The 18,500-nt window shown below is 66.9% G+C and carries 16 protein-coding genes; 14 read left to right on the forward strand and 2 right to left on the reverse strand.

Annotated features, from left to right (window positions below; all coding sequences use genetic code 11):
• The first annotated feature begins 163 nt into the window (after positions 1–163).
• From ACNFIA_RS11320 to ACNFIA_RS11335, 4 genes are all read left to right on the forward strand, one after another.
• Positions 164–1,177 carry a class 1 fructose-bisphosphatase gene (locus tag ACNFIA_RS11320; protein ID WP_259757841.1) on the forward strand — a complete coding sequence of 338 codons (1,014 nt, stop codon included), beginning with the start codon at positions 164–166 and terminating at the stop codon, positions 1,175–1,177.
• Entirely contained in the window at positions 1,177–1,782 is a 606-nt protein-coding gene (locus ACNFIA_RS11325; RefSeq protein WP_416784871.1) for a DUF924 family protein, read from the forward strand. The genes ACNFIA_RS11320 and ACNFIA_RS11325 overlap by 1 nt, the downstream gene beginning before the upstream one ends.
• A gap of 74 nt (positions 1,783–1,856) precedes the next feature.
• On the forward strand, positions 1,857–2,111 hold the full coding sequence (gene bamE, locus ACNFIA_RS11330; protein WP_024766664.1) for an outer membrane protein assembly factor BamE domain-containing protein: 255 nt from the start codon (positions 1,857–1,859) through the stop codon (positions 2,109–2,111).
• Positions 2,112–2,183: 72 nt separating this feature from the next.
• Complete coding sequence (locus ACNFIA_RS11335) at positions 2,184–2,723, forward strand: lipocalin family protein (RefSeq protein WP_416785428.1); 540 nt, start codon at positions 2,184–2,186, stop codon at positions 2,721–2,723.
• 236 nt (positions 2,724–2,959) lie between these two features.
• Here ACNFIA_RS11335 and ACNFIA_RS11340 read toward each other — a convergent pair whose 3' ends face one another.
• Complete coding sequence (locus ACNFIA_RS11340; protein WP_416784873.1) at positions 2,960–4,324, reverse strand: formimidoylglutamate deiminase; 1,365 nt, start codon at positions 4,322–4,324, stop codon at positions 2,960–2,962.
• A 233-nt stretch (positions 4,325–4,557) separates the two neighbouring features.
• On the opposite strand from ACNFIA_RS11340, the gene hutC reads away from it, so the two are divergent.
• Both hutC and ACNFIA_RS11350 read left to right on the forward strand, forming a co-directional pair.
• Positions 4,558–5,268: a histidine utilization repressor gene (hutC, locus tag ACNFIA_RS11345; RefSeq protein ID WP_259759485.1), complete on the forward strand. Its 711-nt coding sequence runs from the start codon at positions 4,558–4,560 to the stop codon at positions 5,266–5,268.
• Positions 5,265–5,855, forward strand: coding sequence for a HutD family protein (locus tag ACNFIA_RS11350; RefSeq protein ID WP_416784875.1), 591 nt, complete (start codon positions 5,265–5,267; stop codon positions 5,853–5,855). Before hutC ends, ACNFIA_RS11350 begins: the two co-directional genes overlap by 4 nt.
• A 489-nt stretch (positions 5,856–6,344) precedes the next feature.
• Here the strand turns inward: ACNFIA_RS11350 and hutH are convergent, their stop codons facing one another.
• Positions 6,345–7,874 (reverse strand): histidine ammonia-lyase, encoded by a 1,530-nt coding sequence (hutH, locus tag ACNFIA_RS11355; RefSeq protein ID WP_416784877.1) that lies wholly within the window; start codon positions 7,872–7,874, stop codon positions 6,345–6,347.
• Between the two features lie 233 nt (positions 7,875–8,107).
• Between hutH and ACNFIA_RS11360 the strand changes: the two genes are divergently transcribed.
• From ACNFIA_RS11360 to hutI, 8 genes are all read left to right on the forward strand, one after another.
• Complete coding sequence (locus ACNFIA_RS11360) at positions 8,108–9,121, forward strand: ABC transporter substrate-binding protein (RefSeq protein WP_416784879.1); 1,014 nt, start codon at positions 8,108–8,110, stop codon at positions 9,119–9,121.
• Between the two features lie 459 nt (positions 9,122–9,580).
• Complete coding sequence (gene hutU, locus ACNFIA_RS11365) at positions 9,581–11,248, forward strand: urocanate hydratase (RefSeq protein WP_259757828.1); 1,668 nt, start codon at positions 9,581–9,583, stop codon at positions 11,246–11,248.
• A 118-nt stretch (positions 11,249–11,366) separates the two neighbouring features.
• On the forward strand, positions 11,367–12,779 hold the full coding sequence (locus ACNFIA_RS11370) for a purine-cytosine permease family protein (RefSeq protein WP_259757827.1): 1,413 nt from the start codon (positions 11,367–11,369) through the stop codon (positions 12,777–12,779).
• A 143-nt stretch (positions 12,780–12,922) separates the two neighbouring features.
• The gene (locus ACNFIA_RS11375) at positions 12,923–13,831 is read left to right on the forward strand and encodes an ABC transporter substrate-binding protein (protein ID WP_416785430.1); all 909 of its coding nucleotides are present in this window, start codon (positions 12,923–12,925) and stop codon (positions 13,829–13,831) included.
• Positions 13,832–14,036: 205 nt separating this feature from the next.
• Complete coding sequence (locus ACNFIA_RS11380; RefSeq protein ID WP_045215843.1) at positions 14,037–14,891, forward strand: ABC transporter permease; 855 nt, start codon at positions 14,037–14,039, stop codon at positions 14,889–14,891.
• Entirely contained in the window at positions 14,888–15,703 is an 816-nt protein-coding gene (locus tag ACNFIA_RS11385) for a quaternary amine ABC transporter ATP-binding protein (protein ID WP_259757823.1), read from the forward strand. Before ACNFIA_RS11380 ends, ACNFIA_RS11385 begins: the two co-directional genes overlap by 4 nt.
• A 48-nt stretch (positions 15,704–15,751) precedes the next feature.
• On the forward strand, positions 15,752–17,284 hold the full coding sequence (locus ACNFIA_RS11390; RefSeq protein WP_416784882.1) for an HAL/PAL/TAL family ammonia-lyase: 1,533 nt from the start codon (positions 15,752–15,754) through the stop codon (positions 17,282–17,284).
• On the forward strand, positions 17,281–18,477 hold the full coding sequence (hutI, locus tag ACNFIA_RS11395) for an imidazolonepropionase (RefSeq protein WP_416784884.1): 1,197 nt from the start codon (positions 17,281–17,283) through the stop codon (positions 18,475–18,477). The genes ACNFIA_RS11390 and hutI overlap by 4 nt, the downstream gene beginning before the upstream one ends.
• Positions 18,478–18,500: the final 23 nt, after the last annotated feature.

Here is an 18,500-nt window from a genome sequence, read left to right on the forward strand (position 1 = left end):
CGTCACGCGGCTGAAGGTCGCGGCGCCGATGAGCGTCGGGGAACTGCCCGTGCCCGGCGGGCTCCAAGCATTCGGCGAGGCCACCGTGCAGGAGGCGTCGCGGACGTTTCCACGCTAGAATGCGCCCTGATTTTTTCTACCTTCTTCTCCCCTGGAGCCTTCCATGTCCCGCGTTACCCTGAGCCGCTACCTGATCGAGCAGACCCGCAGTCACAACACCCCGGCCGACCTGCGCTTCCTCGTCGAGGTGGTAGCGCGTGCCTGCAAGGAAATCAGCCACGCCGTCTCCAAGGGCGCCCTCGGCGGCGTACTGGGCAGCATGGGCACCGAGAACGTGCAGGGCGAAGTGCAGAAGAAGCTGGACGTGATCTCCAACGAGATCCTCCTGGAAGCCAACGAGTGGGCCGGCAACCTGGCCGGCATGGCCTCCGAGGAGATGGACCATCCCTACCAGATCCCCGGCAAGTACCCCAAGGGTGCCTACCTGCTGGTCTTCGACCCGCTGGACGGCTCCTCCAACATCGACGTCAACGTCTCGGTCGGCACCATCTTCTCCGTGCTGCGCTGCCCCACCGAGTACCTGAGCCAGAACGACAGCCTGCGCGAGGAAGCCTTCCTCCAGCCGGGCACCACCCAGGTCGCCGCCGGCTACGCCATCTACGGCCCGCAGACCATGCTGATCCTGACCCTGGGCAACGGCGTGAAGGGCTTCACCCTGGACCGCGAGCTGGGCAGCTTCGTGCTGACCCACGAGAACATCACCGTTCCGACCAGCACCGCCGAATTCGCCATCAACATGTCCAACGAGCGCCACTGGGAAGCCCCGGTGAAGCGTTACGTCAGCGAACTGCTGGCCGGCAAGGAAGGCCCGCTGGGCAAGAACTACAACATGCGCTGGATCGCCTCCATGGTGGCCGACGTGCACCGCATCCTGACCCGCGGTGGCGTGTTCATGTACCCGCGCGATTCCCGCGAGCCGGAGAAGCCCGGCAAGCTGCGCCTGATGTACGAAGCCAACCCGATGTCCTTCATCATCGAGCAGGCCGGCGGCGCCGCCACCAACGGCCACCAGCGCATCCTCGACATCAAGCCGGAAAACCTGCACCAGCGCGTCGCGGTGTTCCTGGGCTCGAAGGAAGAAGTCGAACGCGCCACCGCCTACCACCAGGAAGGCTGATGAGCACCGCGCCCTGGCAGAGCCTGCTCGACTGGTGGTTCGGTAGCGCACTGGATGCCAACGAGGTCGCCACCCAGCGCAATGCGCTGTGGTTCGGCAAGAGCGCCTGCCAGGACGTGGACTCGGAGAACCGTTTCGGCGGCCTGGTGCGCCAGGCCCTGGACGGTGGTTTGCAGGCGTGGGAGCGCGAGCCGCAGAGCTGGCTGGCGCTGATCCTGCTGCTGGACCAGCTGCCGCGCATGGTCTTCCGCGACTGCCCGCGCGCTTATGCCGGTGACGCCCGCGCCCAGCAACTGGTGCGCCAGGGCCTGGAGGCCGGTTTCGACCGCCAGCTGCCGCGCATCGAGCGGGTGTTCGTCTACCTCGTGCTGGAGCACGCCGAGGACCTGGCCAGCCAGAACGAGGCGGTGCGCCTGTTCGAGCAGTTGCAGGCCGAAGCCAGCGAGAGCGAGAAGGTGCTGTTCGCCGGCTACCTCGCCTACGCGCGCAAGCACCAGGTGGTGGTCGAGCGCTTTGGCCGCTTCCCCCATCGCAACGCCATCCTCGGCCGCGAATCCACCGCCGAAGAAGCGACGTTCCTCACGGAACCTGGCTCACGTTTCTGACTCCAACCCGGCGGCCGAACCGGCCGCCCTGTGCCAAGCTTGTTGGCCTGTCCCCCAAAACCATGGAGTCGTCGATGTCCTTCCGCCGCCTCGCGCTCGTCGCGTTCTGTGTCGTCCTGGCCGCTTGCAGCAAAGTGAACCAGGAGAACTATTCCAAGATCAAAACCGGCATGAGCAAGGCCGAGGTCGAAAGCCTGCTCGGCAAACCCGCCGAATGCTCCGGCGCACTGGGCGTTTCCAGCTGCACCTGGGGTGACGAGAAGGCCTTCATCAGCATCCAGTACGCTGGCGACAAAGTGCTGCTGTTCTCCGCCCAGGGCCTGAAGTAAGCATCCGGGGCGAAGCCGGCGGCCAAGGAGAAGCGAATGCGTCGATACATCCCTCGATCCATCTCTCGATCCATGAGCTGGCTGGCTTGCCTCGGGGTTCTTGGCGGTTGCGCGGGGGCTGCCCAGCAACCGCCGCAGACCGTGCAGGTCGACCTCAAGCGGTACGAGGGGACCTGGTACGAGCTGGCGCGCAAGCCGATGTTCTTCCAGCGCCAGTGCGCGCAATCCGAAGCCCGCTACCGCCTGCAGGAAGACAGCAGCATCGCGGTGACCAACCGCTGCCTGACCAAAGACGGCGAATGGGACCAGGCTACCGGCCGCGCCGAAGCGCAGGTGCCGGGCCGCACGGACAAGCTCTGGGTGCGCTTCGACAACACCTTCTCGCGGATCTTCCCGGGCCTGGCCAAGGGCGACTACTGGGTGCTCTACGTCGACGATGACTACCAGACCGCGCTGGTGGGCAACCCCAACCGCGAATACCTCTGGCTGCTCTCGCGCCAGCCCGTGGTGCCCGATGCCACCCGCCTGAAATTGCTCGAGCTGGCCCACGAACGCGGCTACCAGACCGACGACCTGATCTGGCGGGCGGGAGAGACGACGACCGCGCCCTGACGAAAAAACGCCCCGAGGGGCGTTTTTTTCATCGGGGCATGTTTCGAGTGCTTTTCGTAGGAGCGAGCTTGCTCGCGAACCGCATAGCTCCGTGTCGTGCAGGTTCGCGAGCAAGCTCGCTCCTACAGGGAGAGGCCAGACGTAGGATGGGTGGAGCGCAGCGATACCCATGCTGTCGGCGCTGGGCTATCGATGGGTATCGCTGCGCTCCACGCCATCCTACAAAGGCGTTCGGGTCAGCCCAGTAATTCGTGGAGAACGCCAGCGAACTCTCGGGCGCTCTGTTCTTCCAGCGCATGCCGGCCGCCGCGCACGCGCCAGCGCCCGGCCACCATCACATCGCGCACCTGGCGATCGCCGCCGGCGAACAGCCAGCGGTTGAGGATGGCGTCGCCGCGGGCGGTCTGCAGGTACGGGTCGCCGCCATCGAGCACCAGCAGGTCGGCGCGCTTGCCCACCGCCAGCTCCCCAGTGGGTTGGCCAAGGGCCTGGGCGCCGCCGCTCAGTGCAGCGTCGAACAGGGTGCGGCCGACCATCGGCTGGTCCTGGCCGTATAGGCGGTTGCGGCGCTGGTCGCGCAGGCGCTGGCCGTACTCCAGCCAGCGCAGTTCCTCGACCACGCTGAGCGACACGTGGCTGTCGGAGCCGATGCCGAAGCGGCCGTGCTGGGCGAGGTAGTCCACGGCCGGGAAGATGCCGTCGCCCAGGTTCGCCTCGGTGGTCAGGCAGAGGCCGGCCACCGCGCCGCTGCGGGCCATGGCGGTGACTTCATCGGGCTCGGCATGGGTGGCGTGGACCAGGCACCAGCGCTCGTCCACCGCGACGTTCTCGTACAGCCATTGCAGCGGGCGGCGGCCACTCCAGGCCAGGCAGTCGTCCACCTCCTTCTGCTGTTCGGCGATGTGGATGTGCACCGGGCAGCCGCTGCTATCGGCGGCCAGCACTTCGGCGATCTGCTGCGGCGTCACGGCGCGCAGGGAGTGGAAGCACAGGCCGAGGCTCTGCTGCGGCTGGGTCGCCAGGTGCTGGCGCAGGCCGTCGATCAGTTTCAGGTAGTTGCCGGTGCTGTTGATGAAGCGGCGCTGGCCGTCGCTGGGTGCCTGGCCGCCGAAGCCGGCGTGGGAGTAGAGCACCGGCAGCAGGGTCAGGCCGATGCCGGCCTTCGAGGCCGCCTGGCTCACGCGCAGGGCCAGCTCTGCGGGGTTGGCGTAGGGCTTGCCGTCGACGTCGTGGTGGACGTAGTGGAATTCCGCGACGCCGGTGTAACCGGCCTTGAGCATCTCGATGTACAGCTGGCGGGCGATGACGCCGACCTGCTCGGGCGACAGACGCCCGACCAGGCGATACATCAGGTCGCGCCAGGTCCAGAAGCTGTCGTTGGGGTTGCCGGCGACTTCCGCCAGCCCCGCCATGGCGCGCTGGAAGGCGTGCGAGTGGAGGTTCGGCATGCCCGCCAGCAGCGGCCCGGCGACCCGCTCGGCGCCCTCCGCGCTGGCGTCCGGGGTGATCGCGGTGAACAGGCCGTCGGCGTCGATCTCGAAGCGGACATTGCGTGCCCAGCCGGAGGGCAGCAGGGCGGATTCGGCGAACAGGACGGACATGCGCAGAGGCCTCGCGGGTTTCTTGGAATTTGTATATACATATACAGACGTTTGCAGAGGCCGTAAACTGCAAGGCACCCGACGGTCGTCAGAGGACTTGTATGCACCGGTCGATTCCGGTACATGCCGGAGTCAGATTGGTCGCTTCGCACCGTCGTCACGACAAGGAGTTTCCCGTGCCCGCATCGCCCACGCCAACCCAGCCCGCCGAGGGTTCGTCGCTCGCCGCGCAGATGGGGGAAATTCCCGCGCCGCTGTACGCCCGCGTCAAGCAGCTGATCGTCCAGCAGATCCAGTCCGGCACCTGGCCGCCGCACCATCGCGTGCCGTCCGAAGCGGAGCTGGTGGACGAACTGGGCGTCAGCCGCATGACCATCAACCGCGCCCTGCGCGAGCTGACCGCCGACGGCCTGCTGGTGCGCATGCAGGGCGTGGGCACCTTCGTCGCCGAGCCCAAGGGCCAGTCGGCGCTGTTCCAGGTGCAGAACATCGCCGAGGAAATCACCGCCCGCGGGCACAAGCATCATCTGGTGGTGATCAGCCTGCTGGAGGAACTGGCCAGTGCCGAACGCGCCCTGGCGCTGGACGTGCGCGAAGGCCAGCGCATCTTCCACTCGGTGATCGTGCACTACGAGAACGATATCCCGGTGCAGATCGAAGACCGCTACGTCAATGCTGCCGTGGCGCCGGATTACCTGAAGCAGGATTTCACCGGGCAGACGCCGTTCGCCTACCTCACCCAGGTCGCTCCCTTGAGCGAGGGCGAACACGTCGTCGAGGCGGTGCTGCCCACCCCCGAGGAATGCAAGCTGCTGTCCGTCGACCGTCACGAGCCGTGCCTGCTGATTCGCCGGCGCACCTGGTCGGGGCGCAACACCGTCACCAGCGCGCGCCTGCTGTATCCGGGCTCGCGCTACCGCCTGGAAGGACGTTTCAGTTCATGACCGATGTAACGCTGCTGCGCGCCGCCGACTACCCGGCGATGCCCTGGAAGAACGGCGCGGGCACCACCCGCGAGATCGTCCGCGACGCCGGCGACGGCCTGGAAGGCTTCGGCTGGCGAGTGTCCATCGCCGATGTCGGCGCACCGGGGCCGTTCTCCGCGTTCACCGGCTACCAGCGCGTGATCAGTGTGCTGGAAGGCGAGGGCATGCGCCTGAACGTGGATGGCACCGATTCCCGTGACCTGCGCGCACTCGACGCTTTCGCCTTCGATGGCGCCAGTGCGGTGGAGTGCACCTTGCTGGGCGGCGCGATCCGCGACTTCAACCTGATCTATTCGCCCGCTCGCTACCGGGCGCGGCTGCAATGGCTGGCGCTGGAGGGTGCGGCGCACTTATTCAGCAGCGCATCGACGGTGCTGCTGTTCAGCGCGGGCGAGGGCATCCATGTGGGATGGGACGGTGACGCCCGTGGGGTGCTGGGGCTGCATGACACGCTGATCGCCGAAGGCGACGGCGCGCTGCGCGAGTGGCGGCTGACGGTGAAGGGTAGGGCGGATATCTGCGTGATCGAGCTTGAGCCACGCTGAATAGAAAAGGGCGCCTTCGGGGCGCCCTTTCTGTTTGTGTGAAAAGCGCCTTGCAGGCGCTGTTTGGCTGCTTTGATTCAGGCGTTCCAGCGCCGCTTCGGCGCACGCGCGAATTCCGTGTTTCGCCCCCTCGGGCGACCTTCTTTGGCAAACGCCCCAAAGAAGGCAAAGGTCTTGCCCCGGACATCCGGTTTTTCGCTTATGCGAAAAATTCCCTCGTTGAAGCGAAGTTTCAGGGGCACGCCGCGAAGGACCATCCCTGGCCCATCGCTGCTCTCGCGGCATCCATGCCGCTCAACCCCTAAAACTCCGCTTCAACGAGGCCTCCTGAACGGGGCCGTTCGGAGTGCTTGGACATTTCCCTGGAAGTCTTCACAGCCAAAGCCGGGGAGATGGCTCTTCGTAGGAGCGAACTTGCTCGCGAACCGCCTTGCGCCGAACTCCCCTGGTAGGAGCGGGCCATGCCCGCGATGGCGTAAAACGCCACCGTCACTCGTACAACCGCGAATACTCGATCCACCGGCTCATCACTCCTTCCTCCACCCAGGCCCGCGCGGCGGCGATGTCCGGGGCGAAGTAGCGGTCCTGCGCATAATGCGGCACCTGGCTGCGGATCAGCGTGCGCACCTCCTGCAGCTGCGGGGAGCTTTGCAAGGGCGCGTGGAAGTCCACGCCTTGCGCTGCGGCGAGCAGTTCGATGGCGACCACGCCGGCACTATTGCCGGCCATGTCCAGCAGGCGACGGGCGGCGAAGGTGGCCATGGAGACGTGGTCCTCCTGGTTGGCCGAGGTCGGCAGGCTGTCCACCGAGGCCGGGTGCGCCAGGGTCTTGTTCTCCGAGGCCAGTGCCGCCGAGGTGACCTGGGCGATCATGAAGCCGGAGTTCAGCCCGCCTTCCTTCACCAGGAAGGCCGGCAGCCCGGACATCGCCGGGTCCACCAACTGGGCGATGCGCCGCTCGGACAACGCGCCGATCTCCGAGATCGCCAGCGCCAGCACATCGGACGCCATGGCCACCGGCTCGGCGTGGAAGTTACCGCCTGACAGCACGTCGCCGTCAGCGCTGAATACCAGCGGGTTGTCGGAAACGGCATTGGCCTCCCGCAGGAAAACGCCTGCGGCGAAGCGCAGGTGATCCAGGCAGGCGCCCATCACCTGGGGCTGGCAGCGGAGGGAATACGGGTCCTGCACACGCTTGCAGTCGATGTGCGACTGGTTGATCGGGCTGTCGTGCAGCAACTCGCGGTACAGCGCGGCGACGGCGATCTGCCCCGGTTGGCCGCGCACCGCCTGGATGCGCGCATCGAAGGGCACGAACGAGCCTTTCAGCGCTTCCACCGTCAGGCTGCCGGCGACCACCGCCGAGACGAACAGCTTCTCCGCCGCGAACAGTCCGCGCAGGGCCAGGGCGGTGGACACCTGGGTGCCGTTGATCAGCGCCAGGCCTTCCTTGGGCCCCAGCACCAGCGGCTCGGCGCCGGCGATGGCGAGGCCTTCGCTGGCGTCGAGGATGCGCCCCTGATGCCGCACCTGGCCGACGCCCAGCAGGGTCGAGGACAGGTGCGCCAGCGGCGCGAGGTCGCCGGAGGCGCCCACCGAACCCTGGGACGGGATGCAGGGATAGACCCGCGCCTGGTAGAGCTTGAGCAGCGTCTCGATCACCGGCAGGCCGACACCGGAGAAACCGCGCGCGAGGGAGCCGATCTTCAGCGCCATGATCAGCGCCACGCTGGCGTCGTCCAGCAGCGGCCCGGTGCCGGTGCAGTGGGAGAGGATCAGGTTGCGCTGCAGGGTGGCGAGCTGGTCTTCGGCAATGGAGGTGCGCGCCAGCAGGCCGAACCCGGTGTTGATGCCGTAGACCGTGCGCTGATCGGCGATGATCTGGCTGACCGTCTGCGCGCTGCGCAGGATGGCCTCGCGGCATTCATCCGCCAGGCGCAGGGCGGGTTGGTGCTGGTAGATGGCGCGCAGCTGGTCGAGGTCGAACTCGCCGGGCGTCAGGAGCAGGGTGTCGGACATGGGGGCATCCTGGGTCGGGGGAAGTGTTACCGTGGATCGGTCCTGTATATACAGGTATAGCAATCGCTGTGCCATGGCGCGACGGGGCCGGACCCCTGGCGATTCGCCGGTGCGTAGGGCCGCTCTGTAGGCAGTGAATGTCACCGCCGGTGGCATTTCCAGTCCGATGGTCGTGGGCAAATCGCTGATACGCGGCTACACCCAATGGGACACCAACGCGCCCGGAGACGCCCATGTCCACCCCCCGTTGCCTGTTCGCGCTGCTGCTGGCCTTTGGCCTGTGCGCGCAGACCTTCGCCGCCTGTCCCTATCCGAAACCCGTGGTGTTCGCCGGGCTGAACTGGGAGAGCGGCATGTTCACCACTGAGGTGCTGCGTTTCATCCTGGAGAAGGGCTACGGCTGCCAGACCGACGCGCTGCCGGGTAACACCGTGACCATGGAGAACGCGCTGAAGCAGAACGACGTCCAGGTGACCGGCGAGCAGTGGGCCGGGCGCAGCACCGTTTGGCAGCAGGCGGAGCAGGCCGGCCAGGTGTTCTCCGTCGGCGAGACGGTGAAGGGCGCCAGCGAAGGCTGGTGGGTGCCGGACTATGTGGTCCACGGCGATGCCAAGCGCGGCATCAAGGCCGCCGCGCCGGGGCTGAAATCCGTCAGCGACCTGCCCAGGTACAAGGCGCTGTTCAAGGACGACGAGGAGCCGGACAAGGGCCGTTTCTACAACTGCCCCACCGGCTGGACGTGCGAGATCGTCAATACGCAGAAGCTCAAGGCCTATGGGCTGGAGAGCAGCTACGTGAACTTCCGCACCGGCGCCGGCCCTGCGCTGGATGCGGCCATCAGCTCGGCCATCGCCCAGGGGCGGCCGGTGCTGTTCTATTACTGGGCGCCGACGCCATTGCTGGGCCGTTTCAAGCTCGTGCAACTGGAGGAGCCGCCGTTCGACGAGGCGGCGTGGAAGACCCTCACCGACCCCAACGACCCGCACCCGAAGGGCTCGCGCTCGCTGCCGGCGAAGATCAGCATCGGCGTGTCCCGCGACTTCCACGACAAGGCGCCGGCGCTGGTGCAGGTGTTCGAGAAGGTCGAGCTGCCGCTGCCGCTGTTCAACGCGCTGCTGGCGGACATGGCCGAGCACCATCGTGATGTGGCGGACGTGCGGGCGAAGTTCTTCCGCGAGCATCGGGAGCTGTGGTCGAAGTGGGTGACGGCGGAGGCGGCGACGCGGATCGATGCGGCGTTGAAATAGCACGGCGGGAAGCGGTTCGCGAGCAAGCCCGCTCCTACAGGTAAGCACCGGTGCGCTCTTCGTAGGAGCGAGCTTGCTCGCGAACGACGCCGCTGCGGGCTTCAATTTTCGCACTCGGCATCAGCTTGTCTATACAATCTGTGGCCCTTGGTAGCGAGCGGTGTTACCGAACGCAACGAAACGGTGCAGTGAAGCTTTCTTCTGGTGCAATTGTCTGAAGGATGGAAATGTCCTTCAGCCATTCTCGAAACTCGGCGATCAATTTTTATTTCTTTTAAATCAATAGCTTGACCTTTCTGGCCAACTGCCCGGCACCGTCCCCAGGCAAGGTTGGCCCTCGCTTTGCTTATACTTGTACATACAAGCATAGACATGATGGTTTCGAGTCCTTCGAAACTGTCGAACGAACCGCCAAGCCCTCACCGGCTTAAACGATCCGAGCAAGCGAAGGAGCCTTCCGTGACCAAATTCCGCGACGTCGAAATCCGTGCCCCGCGCGGCACCCAATTGAACGCCAAGAGCTGGCTGACCGAAGCGCCGCTGCGCATGCTGATGAACAACCTCGACCCGGAAGTCGCCGAGAACCCGAAGGAGTTGGTGGTGTATGGCGGCATCGGTCGCGCCGCGCGCAACTGGGAGTGCTACGACAAGATCGTCGAGACCCTGAAGGCACTGAATGAAGACGAGACCCTGCTGGTGCAGTCCGGCAAGCCGGTCGGCGTCTTCAAGACCCACGCCAACGCCCCGCGCGTGCTGATCGCCAACTCCAACCTGGTGCCGCACTGGGCCAACTGGGAGCACTTCAACGAACTGGATGCCAAGGGCCTGGCCATGTACGGTCAGATGACCGCCGGCTCCTGGATCTACATCGGCAGCCAGGGCATCGTCCAGGGCACCTACGAAACCTTCGTCGAGGCCGGTCGCCAGCACTATGACGGCAACCTCAAGGGCCGCTGGGTCCTCACCGCCGGCCTGGGCGGCATGGGTGGCGCCCAGCCGCTGGCCGCGACCCTGGCCGGCGCCTGCTCGCTGAACATCGAATGCCAGCAGAGCCGCATCGACTTCCGCCTGGCCAGCCGCTACGTCGACGAGCAGGCCAAGGACCTCGACGACGCCCTGGCGCGCATCGCGAAGTACACCGCCGAAGGCAAGGCCATCTCCATCGCCCTGCTGGGCAACGCCGCGGAAATCCTCCCGGAGCTGCTCAAGCGCGGCGTGCGTCCGGACATGGTCACCGACCAGACCTCCGCCCACGACCCGCTCAACGGCTACCTGCCGGCCGGCTGGACCTGGGAGCAGTACCGCGACCGCGCGCAGACCGAGCCGGCCGCCGTGGTGAAGGCCGCCAAGCAGTCCATGGCCGTGCACGTCAACGCCATGCTGGAATTCCAGAAGCAGGGCATCCCGACCTTCGACTACGGCAACAACATCCGCCAGATGGCCAAGGAAGAGGGCGTGGCCAACGCCTTCGACTTCCCCGGCTTCGTCCCGGCCTATATCCGCCCGCTGTTCTGCCGTGGCGTCGGTCCGTTCCGCTGGGCCGCGCTGTCGGGCGACGCCGAGGACATCTACAAGACCGACGCCAAGGTGAAGGAACTGATCCCCGATGATGCCCACCTGCACCGCTGGCTGGACATGGCCAAGGAGCGCATCAGCTTCCAGGGCCTGCCGGCGCGCATCTGCTGGGTTGGCCTGGGCCAGCGCGCCAAGCTGGGCCTGGCGTTCAACGAGATGGTGCGCAGCGGCGAGCTGAAGGCACCGATCGTGATCGGCCGCGACCACCTGGATTCCGGCTCGGTGTCCAGCCCGAACCGCGAGACCGAAGCCATGCAGGACGGCTCCGACGCCGTGTCCGACTGGCCGCTGCTCAACGCCCTGCTGAACACCGCCAGCGGCGCCACCTGGGTCTCGCTGCACCATGGCGGCGGCGTGGGCATGGGCTTCTCCCAGCACTCGGGCATGGTCATCGTCTGCGACGGCACCGACGAAGCGGCGGCGCGTATCGCCCGGGTGCTGACCAACGACCCAGGCACCGGCGTGATGCGTCATGCCGATGCCGGCTACCAGATCGCCATCGATTGCGCGAAGGAGCAGGGCCTGAACCTGCCGATGATCACCGGCAAGTAACGCAGTAGCAGAAACGCAGGACCAGGGAGAGGGCCGCCGCACGGCGTGGTGCGGCGGCCCGGTCCGTCAAGCAGCAGTACATCGACAGAAAAGAATTCCCTTCGGGAGAACAATAACGATGTCCCAGGCCAGTGATAGCTCCAAACCCCTGATCGAAGTCCGTTCGATCAACTACATCCCCGAGGCCGAGCGCCACGGCAAGCTCTACAGCCAGTTCACCCTGTGGCTGGGCGCCAACCTGCAGATCACCGCCATCGTCACCGGCGCCCTGGCCGTGGTGCTGGGCGGCGACGTGTTCTGGTCGCTGATCGGCCTGCTCATCGGCCAACTGCTCGGCGGCGGCGTGATGGCGCTGCACGCGGCGCAAGGGCCGAAGCTCGGCCTGCCGCAGATGATCTCCAGCCGCGTGCAGTTCGGCGTCTACGGCGCGGCGATCCCGATCGTGCTGGTGTGCCTGATGTACCTGGGCTTCACCGCCACCGGCACGGTGCTGTCCGGCCAGGCGCTGGGCCAGCTGTTCGGCGTCAGCGACAGCGTCGGCATCCTGATGTTCGCCAGCGTGATCGTGCTGGTGACCGTGCTCGGCTACCGGGTGATCCACGTCATCGGCCGCATCGCCAGCGTCATCGGGGTGATCGCCTTCGTCTACCTGTTCAGCCGGCTGATGAGCCAGAGCGACGTCGGCGCGCTGCTGCAGATCCGCCACTTCAGCTGGAGCAGCTTCCTGCTCGCGGTGTCCCTGGCGGCGTCCTGGCAGATCGCCTTCGGGCCCTACGTGGCCGACTACTCGCGCTACCTGCCCAGCAGCACCTCCTCGCTGAAGACCTTCCTCGCCGTGGGCGCCGGCTCGGTGATCGGCGCACAGGTGGCGATGATCTTCGGCGTGTTCGCCGCCGCCGGCGCCAACGGCCAGTTCGCCGGCCATGAAGTGGCCTACATTGTCGGCCTGAGCGGCAGTGGCGCGGTCGCCGCGCTGCTGTACTTCAGCATCGCCTTCGGCAAGATCACCATCTCGACGCTGAACTCCTACGGCAGCTTCATGTGCATCGCCACGGTGATCAGCGGCTTCCGCGGTCACCTGGAAGTGAGCCGCCTGCAGCGCCTGGTGTTCGTCCTGCTGATCGTCGGCGCCGCGACCCTGATCGCGCTGCTCGGCCAGCATTCGTTCCTCGGCGCGTTCAAGTCCTTCATCCTCTTCCTGCTGGCCTTCTTCACCCCGTGGAGTGCGGTCAACCTGGTGGACTACTACTGCATCACCCGCGAGCACTACGACGTGCCGGCGCTGGCCGACCCGGAGGGCCGCTACGGCCGCTGGAACCTCCCCGGCATCAGCGTCTACGTGATCGGCGTGCTGGTGCAGCTGCCGTTCATTTCCACCAAGTTCTACACCGGCCCGCTGGTGGACGCCCTGGGCGGCGTGGATATCTCCTGGATCATCGGCCTGGTGGTCCCGGCCGTTCTCTACTACCTGGTCGCCCGCCGCGTTACGCGGGCAGTACCGGACCGGCTGATCCTGCCGGCCCGCACCTGAACAGACCCGGCCGGCCGCGCGGCCACAAGCAGGCGCGGCCCTTGCACTGCCCCAACCTCATTCACGTTTAGGAGCATCAGATGAACAACACCAAGAAGACGCTGCTGGGCCTGTTCCTTTCCGCCGGTCTGCTGGGCGGCACCATGGCGTCGGCGCAGGCCGCCGGCTGGTGCGAAAGCGGCAAGCCGGTGAAATTCGCCGGTCTGAACTGGGAGAGCGGCATGCTGCTCACCGACCTCATGCAGATCATCCTGAAGAACGGCTACGGCTGCGACACCGACAGCCTGCCGGGCAACTCCATCACCATGGAGCAGGCGCTGGCGAACAACGACATCCAGATCTTCAGCGAAGAGTGGGTCGGCCGCAGCGACGCCTGGAACAAGGCCGCCGCCGCCAACAAGGTGGTCGGCGTGGGTGCGCCCATCGTCGGCGCCACCGAGGGCTGGTACGTGCCGCGCTTCGTGATCGAGGGCGACAAGGCGCGCAACATCGAAGCCAAGGCGCCGAAGCTCAAGTCCGTCACCGACCTCGGCCAGTACGCCGAACTGTTCCGCGACCCGGAAGAGCCGGGCAAGGGCCGCTTCTACAACTGCCCGGCCGGCTGGACCTGCGAGCTGGAAAACTCCGAGATGCTCAAGAAGTACGGCCTCGAGGACAAGTACACCAACTTCCGTCCCGGCACCGGCCCGGCCCTGGATGCCGCCGTGCTGTCGAGCTACAAGCGCAAGGAGCCTATTCTCTTCTATTACTGGTCGCCGACGCCGCTGATGGGCCAGGCCGACCTGGTGAAGCTGGATGAGCCGGGTGTGAACAAGGACGTGAAGATCCAGGTCGGCCTGTCCAAGACCTTCCACGACCAGGCCCCGGAGCTGGTGGCCGTGCTGGAGAAGGTCAACCTGCCGATTGACCTGCTGAACCAGAACCTGGCGAAGATGGCCAAGGAAAAGCTCACCTCCGAGCAACTGGCCAAGGCCTTCCTCAAGGAGCACCCGGAGGTGTGGACCACCTGGGTCAGCGAGAACGCTGCGAAGAAGGTCCAGGCCGCGCTCTGAGCGCCTGATCCCTGATCGTCGCGAGCGACGGCCAGGCAAGGCGAGAGACGGTGAGGACGCGGAGTTTACCCGTGGTAAATGAGCAGTCCGAGCCGGCTTTCAACGCCGCCTGGCCGAGCGCAGCAGATCAGGCAGACGCTCAAGCCGTCGAATCCGGAGGGAGCCCGCTCCTTCCGGTGATGCCCACTCCTGACGAGTACGTACCATGTTTCCCGAACGCTTCACTTTCTCCATCGCCGACTGGGTCAACGGTTGGGTCGATGCCCTGGTTACCAACTACGGCGACGTGTTCCGCCACATCTCCGACACCCTGCTGTGGGCCATCGTCAACCTGGAGAGTGTGCTGCGAGCCACGCCCTGGTGGCTGATGCTGGCCATCGTCGCCGGCATCGCCTGGCACGCCACCCGGCGCATCCTGCCGACCGTGGTGATCGTCGGGCTGCTGTTCCTGGTGGGCGCCGTGGGCCTGTGGGACAAGCTGATGCAGACCCTCGCGCTGATGATGGTAGCGACCATCATCTCGGTGCTGATCGGCATCCCGCTGGGCATCGTCGCCGCCCGCAGCGACCGCTTCCGCGCCGTGCTGCTGCCGATGCTGGACATCATGCAGACCATGCCCAGCTTCGTGTACCTCATCCCGGTGCTGATGCTGTTCGGCCTGGGCAAGGTGCCGGCGATCTTCGCCACCGTGATCTACGCCGCGCCGCCGCTCATCCGCCTCACCGACTTAGGGATTCGCCAGGTCGACCGCGAGGTGATGGAAGCCATCACCGCCTTCGGCGCCAATCGCCGCCAGCAACTGTTCGGCGTGCAGCTGCCGCTGGCGCTGCCGAGCATCATGGCCGGCATCAACCAGACCACCATGATGGCCCTGTCGATGGTGGTCATCGCCTCGATGATCGGCGCCCGTGGCCTGGGCGAGGACGTGCTGGTGGGCATCCAGACCCTCAACGTCGGCAAGGGCCTGGAAGCGGGCCTGGCCATCGTCATCCTCGCCGTGGTCATCGACCGCATCACCCAGGCTTACGGCCGCTCGCGCCACCATGAGGCCAGCAAATGAGCAAGATCCAGGTCAAGAACGTCTACAAGATCTTCGGCGCCAAGGCCGACACCGCCCTGGCGATGATCCGCCAGGGCAAGAGCAAGGCCGAGGTGCTCGCCGCCACCGACTGCGTGGTCGGCGTCAACGACCTCTCGCTGTCCATCGAGGCCGGGGAAATCTTCGTCATCATGGGCCTGTCCGGTTCCGGCAAGTCGACCCTGGTGCGCCACTTCAACCGCCTGATCGACCCCACCAGCGGGCAGATCCTGGTGGATGGCGAGGACGTGCTCGCCTACGACGCCGCCGCGCTGGAGAACTTCCGCCGGCGCAAGATCAGCATGGTGTTCCAGAGCTTCGGCCTGCTGCCGCACAAGAGCGTGCTCGACAACGTCGCCTACGGCCTGAAGATCCGCGGCGAGAGCAAGGCGCTGTGCCAGGAGCGCGCGCTGCACTGGATCGCCACCGTGGGCCTGAAGGGCTACGAGAAGTCCTACCCGCACCAGCTCTCCGGCGGCATGCGCCAGCGCGTGGGCCTGGCCCGCGCACTGGCCGCGGACACCGACATCATCCTCATGGACGAAGCCTTCAGCGCCCTCGACCCGCTGATCCGCGCGGACATGCAGGACCAGCTGCTGGAGCTGCAGAAGACCCTGCACAAGACCATCGTCTTCATCACCCACGACCTCGATGAAGCCGTGCGCATCGGCAACCGCATCGCCATCCTCAAGGACGGCCAGCTGATCCAGGTGGGCGCGCCCACCGACATCCTGCACAAGCCCGCCGACGAGTACGTCGACCGCTTCGTCCAGCGCCGCGTCGCCGCGCTGTAACACCATTCGCCGGCGGGGAAGGCGCTTCCCCGCCTACAGGAGTCTTGCATGTCGTCCTCTACCACCATCACCTTCGGCAACGGCCCGCTGCGCTGGCAGGACCTGGTCGCGGTGGCGCGCCAGGGTGCACGCCTGCAACTGTCGACGGCCGCCTGGGCGCGCATCGACAACGCCCACGGCATCGTCGAGCGCATCGTCAGCCGGGGTGAGCGGGCCTATGGCATCAGCACCGGCCTGGGTGCGCTGTGCAACGTGGTGCTGCAGGGCGAGCAACTGGCGCAGCTGTCGCGCAACACCCTGCTCAGCCACGCCTGCGGCGTCGGCGAGCCGCTGAAGGACGAACAGACCCGCGCCATCATCGCCGCCGCCATTGCCAACTACAGCCACGGCAAATCCGGCCTGCACCGCCGCGTGGTGGAAGCGCTCGTGGCGCTGCTCAACCACGGCATCACCCCGCGCGTGCCGGCGCAGGGCTCGGTGGGCTACCTGACCCACATGGCCCACGTTGGCGTCGCGTTGCTGGGCATCGGTGAGGTGAGCTATCGCGGCGACGTGGTGCCGGCCTACCAGGCGCTGGCCGCCGAAGGGCTGGAGCTGGTGCAGCTGGGCGCCAAGGACGGGCTCTGCCTGGTCAACGGCACGCCGTGCATGACCGGCCTGAGCTGCCTCGCCCTCGACGAGGCGACCCGCCTCGCGCAGTGGGCCGACGTGATCGGCGCCATGAGCTTCGAAGCCCTGCGCGGGCAGATCGACGCCTTCGACGCGCAGATCATCGCGCTCAAGCCGCACCCGGGCATGCAGAAGGTCGGCGCCAACCTGCGGGCGCTGCTCGAAGGCAGCGAGGTGATCGCCTCGAGCCGTGGCATCCGCACCCAGGACGCCCTGAGCATCCGCTCCATGCCGCAGATCCATGGTGCCTGCCGCGACCAGCTGGAGCACGCGGCGAAGCAGATCGAGACCGAACTCAATTCCGCCACCGACAACCCGCTGGTGCTGGGCACGCCGGACGATTACCGGGTGGTGTCCCAGGCCAACCCCCATGGCGAGTCCGTGGCCATGGCCGCCGACCTGCTGGCGATCGCCGTGGCCGAGCTCGGCGGGGTTTCCGAGCGCCGCCTGGACCGTCTGGTGAATCCGCTGGTCAGCGGCCTGCCGGCCTTCCTGGTCAGCCAACCGGGCGTCAACTCCGGGATGATGATCGCCCAGTACGTCGCCGCTTCCCTGGCCGGCGAGAACCGCCAGCTGGCGCAACCCGCCGTGCTGGACAACTTCGTCACCTCCGGTCTGCAGGAAGACCACCTGAGCCTGGGCACCAGCGCCGCGCTCAAGCTCGGCCGTGCCCTGGACAACAGCCGGCGCATCCTGGCCATTGAATTCCTGCTGGCCGCCCAGGCCTTCGAATTCCTCAAGCCGCAGCGCTTCGGCGTCGGCACCGACTGCGCCTGGAGCCTGCTGCGCGAGCAGGTGCCGGCCTACGACAGCGACCGCTGGCTGGCGCCGGACATCGCCCGCACCGCCGAGCTGCTGGCCAACCCGGCGGCCCTGAACAGCGTGGGCGCGAGCATCGGGAGACTGCAATGAAACACCTCTGGCAGCACTGCCACGCGGCGACGATGAAGGATGGGCGCTACTCGATCATCGAGGACGCCGCGATCATCACCGAAGGCGAGCGCATCGCCTGGATCGGCCCGCGCGCCGAGTTGCCCGAGCGCCCCGTGCAGAGCACCGACCTGGGCGGCGCCTGGGTCACGCCGGCCTTCATCGACTGCCACACCCACCTGGTGTTCGGCGGCGACCGCAGCGGCGAGTTCGAGCAGCGCCTGAACGGCGTCAGCTATGCCGAGATCGCCGCTGCCGGCGGCGGCATCGCCAGCACCGTGCGCGCCACCCGCGAGGCCAGCGAGGACGAACTGCTGGCCAGCGCCATCAAGCGCGCCCGGCCGCTGCTGGCCGACGGCGTCACCGTGCTGGAAGTGAAGTCCGGCTATGGCCTGGACCTGGACAGCGAACGCCGCATGCTGCGCGTGGCCCGCCGGCTGGAGCAGGAGCTGCCGGTGACGGTGCGCACCACCTGCCTGTCCGCCCACGCGCTGCCGCCGGAGTACGCCGGTCGCGCCGACGACTACATCGAGCAGGTGTGCAATCACATCCTCCCGGCGCTGGCCGAGGAAGGCCTGGTGGACGCGGTGGACGCCTTCTGCGAGCACCTGGCGTTTTCCCCGGCGCAGGTCGAGCGGGTGTTCCAGGCGGCGAAGCGCTTGGGCCTGCCGGTGAAGCTGCACGCCGAACAGCTGTCCTCGCTGCACGGCTCCAGCCTGGCTGCGCGCTACGGGGCACTGTCCGCCGACCACCTGGAATTCATGGACGAGAGCGACGCCATCGCCATGGCCGAGGCCGGCACCGTCGCCGTGCTGCTGCCGGGCGCCTTCTTCGTCCTGCGGGAAACCCAGCTGCCGCCGATGGAGGCCCTGCGCAAGCACGGCGTGCACATCGCCATCGCCAGCGACCTTAACCCCGGCACCTCGCCCGCGCTGTCGCTGCGCCTGATGCTGAACATGGCCTGCACCGCCTTCCGCCTGACTCCGGAAGAAGCGCTGGCCGGCGTCACGCTCAACGCCGCGCGCGCGCTGGGCATGGCCGACAGCCACGGCAGCCTGGAAGCAGGCAAGGTGGCCGACTTCATCGCCTGGGACATCCAGCGCCCCGCCGAACTCGCCTACTGGCTCGGCGGCGACCTGCCCAAGCGCGTCATTCGTCACGGCGAAGAGCAGTGAGCTTGCTTTTCGTAGGAGCGAGC

This window comes from Pseudomonas sp. NY15437 (genome assembly GCF_048068435.1).
In the GTDB taxonomy this organism is placed as follows: domain Bacteria; phylum Pseudomonadota; class Gammaproteobacteria; order Pseudomonadales; family Pseudomonadaceae; genus Pseudomonas; species Pseudomonas nitroreducens_B.

Excerpts from the sequence above, each read along its gene's own strand:
- ACNFIA_RS11320 (WP_259757841.1), top strand. The coding sequence starts at position 164 with ATGTCCCGCGTTACCCTGAGCCGCTACCTGATCGAGCAGACCCGCAGT.
- ACNFIA_RS11325 (WP_416784871.1), top strand. The coding sequence starts at position 1,177 with ATGAGCACCGCGCCCTGGCAGAGCCTGCTCGACTGGTGGTTCGGTAGC.
- bamE (WP_024766664.1), top strand. The coding sequence starts at position 1,857 with ATGTCCTTCCGCCGCCTCGCGCTCGTCGCGTTCTGTGTCGTCCTGGCC.
- ACNFIA_RS11335 (WP_416785428.1), top strand. The coding sequence starts at position 2,184 with ATGAGCTGGCTGGCTTGCCTCGGGGTTCTTGGCGGTTGCGCGGGGGCT.
- ACNFIA_RS11340 (WP_416784873.1), bottom strand. The coding sequence starts at position 4,324 with ATGTCCGTCCTGTTCGCCGAATCCGCCCTGCTGCCCTCCGGCTGGGCA.
- hutC (WP_259759485.1), top strand. The coding sequence starts at position 4,558 with ATGGGGGAAATTCCCGCGCCGCTGTACGCCCGCGTCAAGCAGCTGATC.
- ACNFIA_RS11350 (WP_416784875.1), top strand. The coding sequence starts at position 5,265 with ATGACCGATGTAACGCTGCTGCGCGCCGCCGACTACCCGGCGATGCCC.
- hutH (WP_416784877.1), bottom strand. The coding sequence starts at position 7,874 with ATGTCCGACACCCTGCTCCTGACGCCCGGCGAGTTCGACCTCGACCAG.
- ACNFIA_RS11360 (WP_416784879.1), top strand. The coding sequence starts at position 8,108 with ATGTCCACCCCCCGTTGCCTGTTCGCGCTGCTGCTGGCCTTTGGCCTG.
- ACNFIA_RS11370 (WP_259757827.1), top strand. The coding sequence starts at position 11,367 with ATGTCCCAGGCCAGTGATAGCTCCAAACCCCTGATCGAAGTCCGTTCG.
- ACNFIA_RS11375 (WP_416785430.1), top strand. The coding sequence starts at position 12,923 with ATGGCGTCGGCGCAGGCCGCCGGCTGGTGCGAAAGCGGCAAGCCGGTG.
- ACNFIA_RS11380 (WP_045215843.1), top strand. The coding sequence starts at position 14,037 with ATGTTTCCCGAACGCTTCACTTTCTCCATCGCCGACTGGGTCAACGGT.
- ACNFIA_RS11385 (WP_259757823.1), top strand. The coding sequence starts at position 14,888 with ATGAGCAAGATCCAGGTCAAGAACGTCTACAAGATCTTCGGCGCCAAG.
- ACNFIA_RS11390 (WP_416784882.1), top strand. The coding sequence starts at position 15,752 with ATGTCGTCCTCTACCACCATCACCTTCGGCAACGGCCCGCTGCGCTGG.
- hutI (WP_416784884.1), top strand. The coding sequence starts at position 17,281 with ATGAAACACCTCTGGCAGCACTGCCACGCGGCGACGATGAAGGATGGG.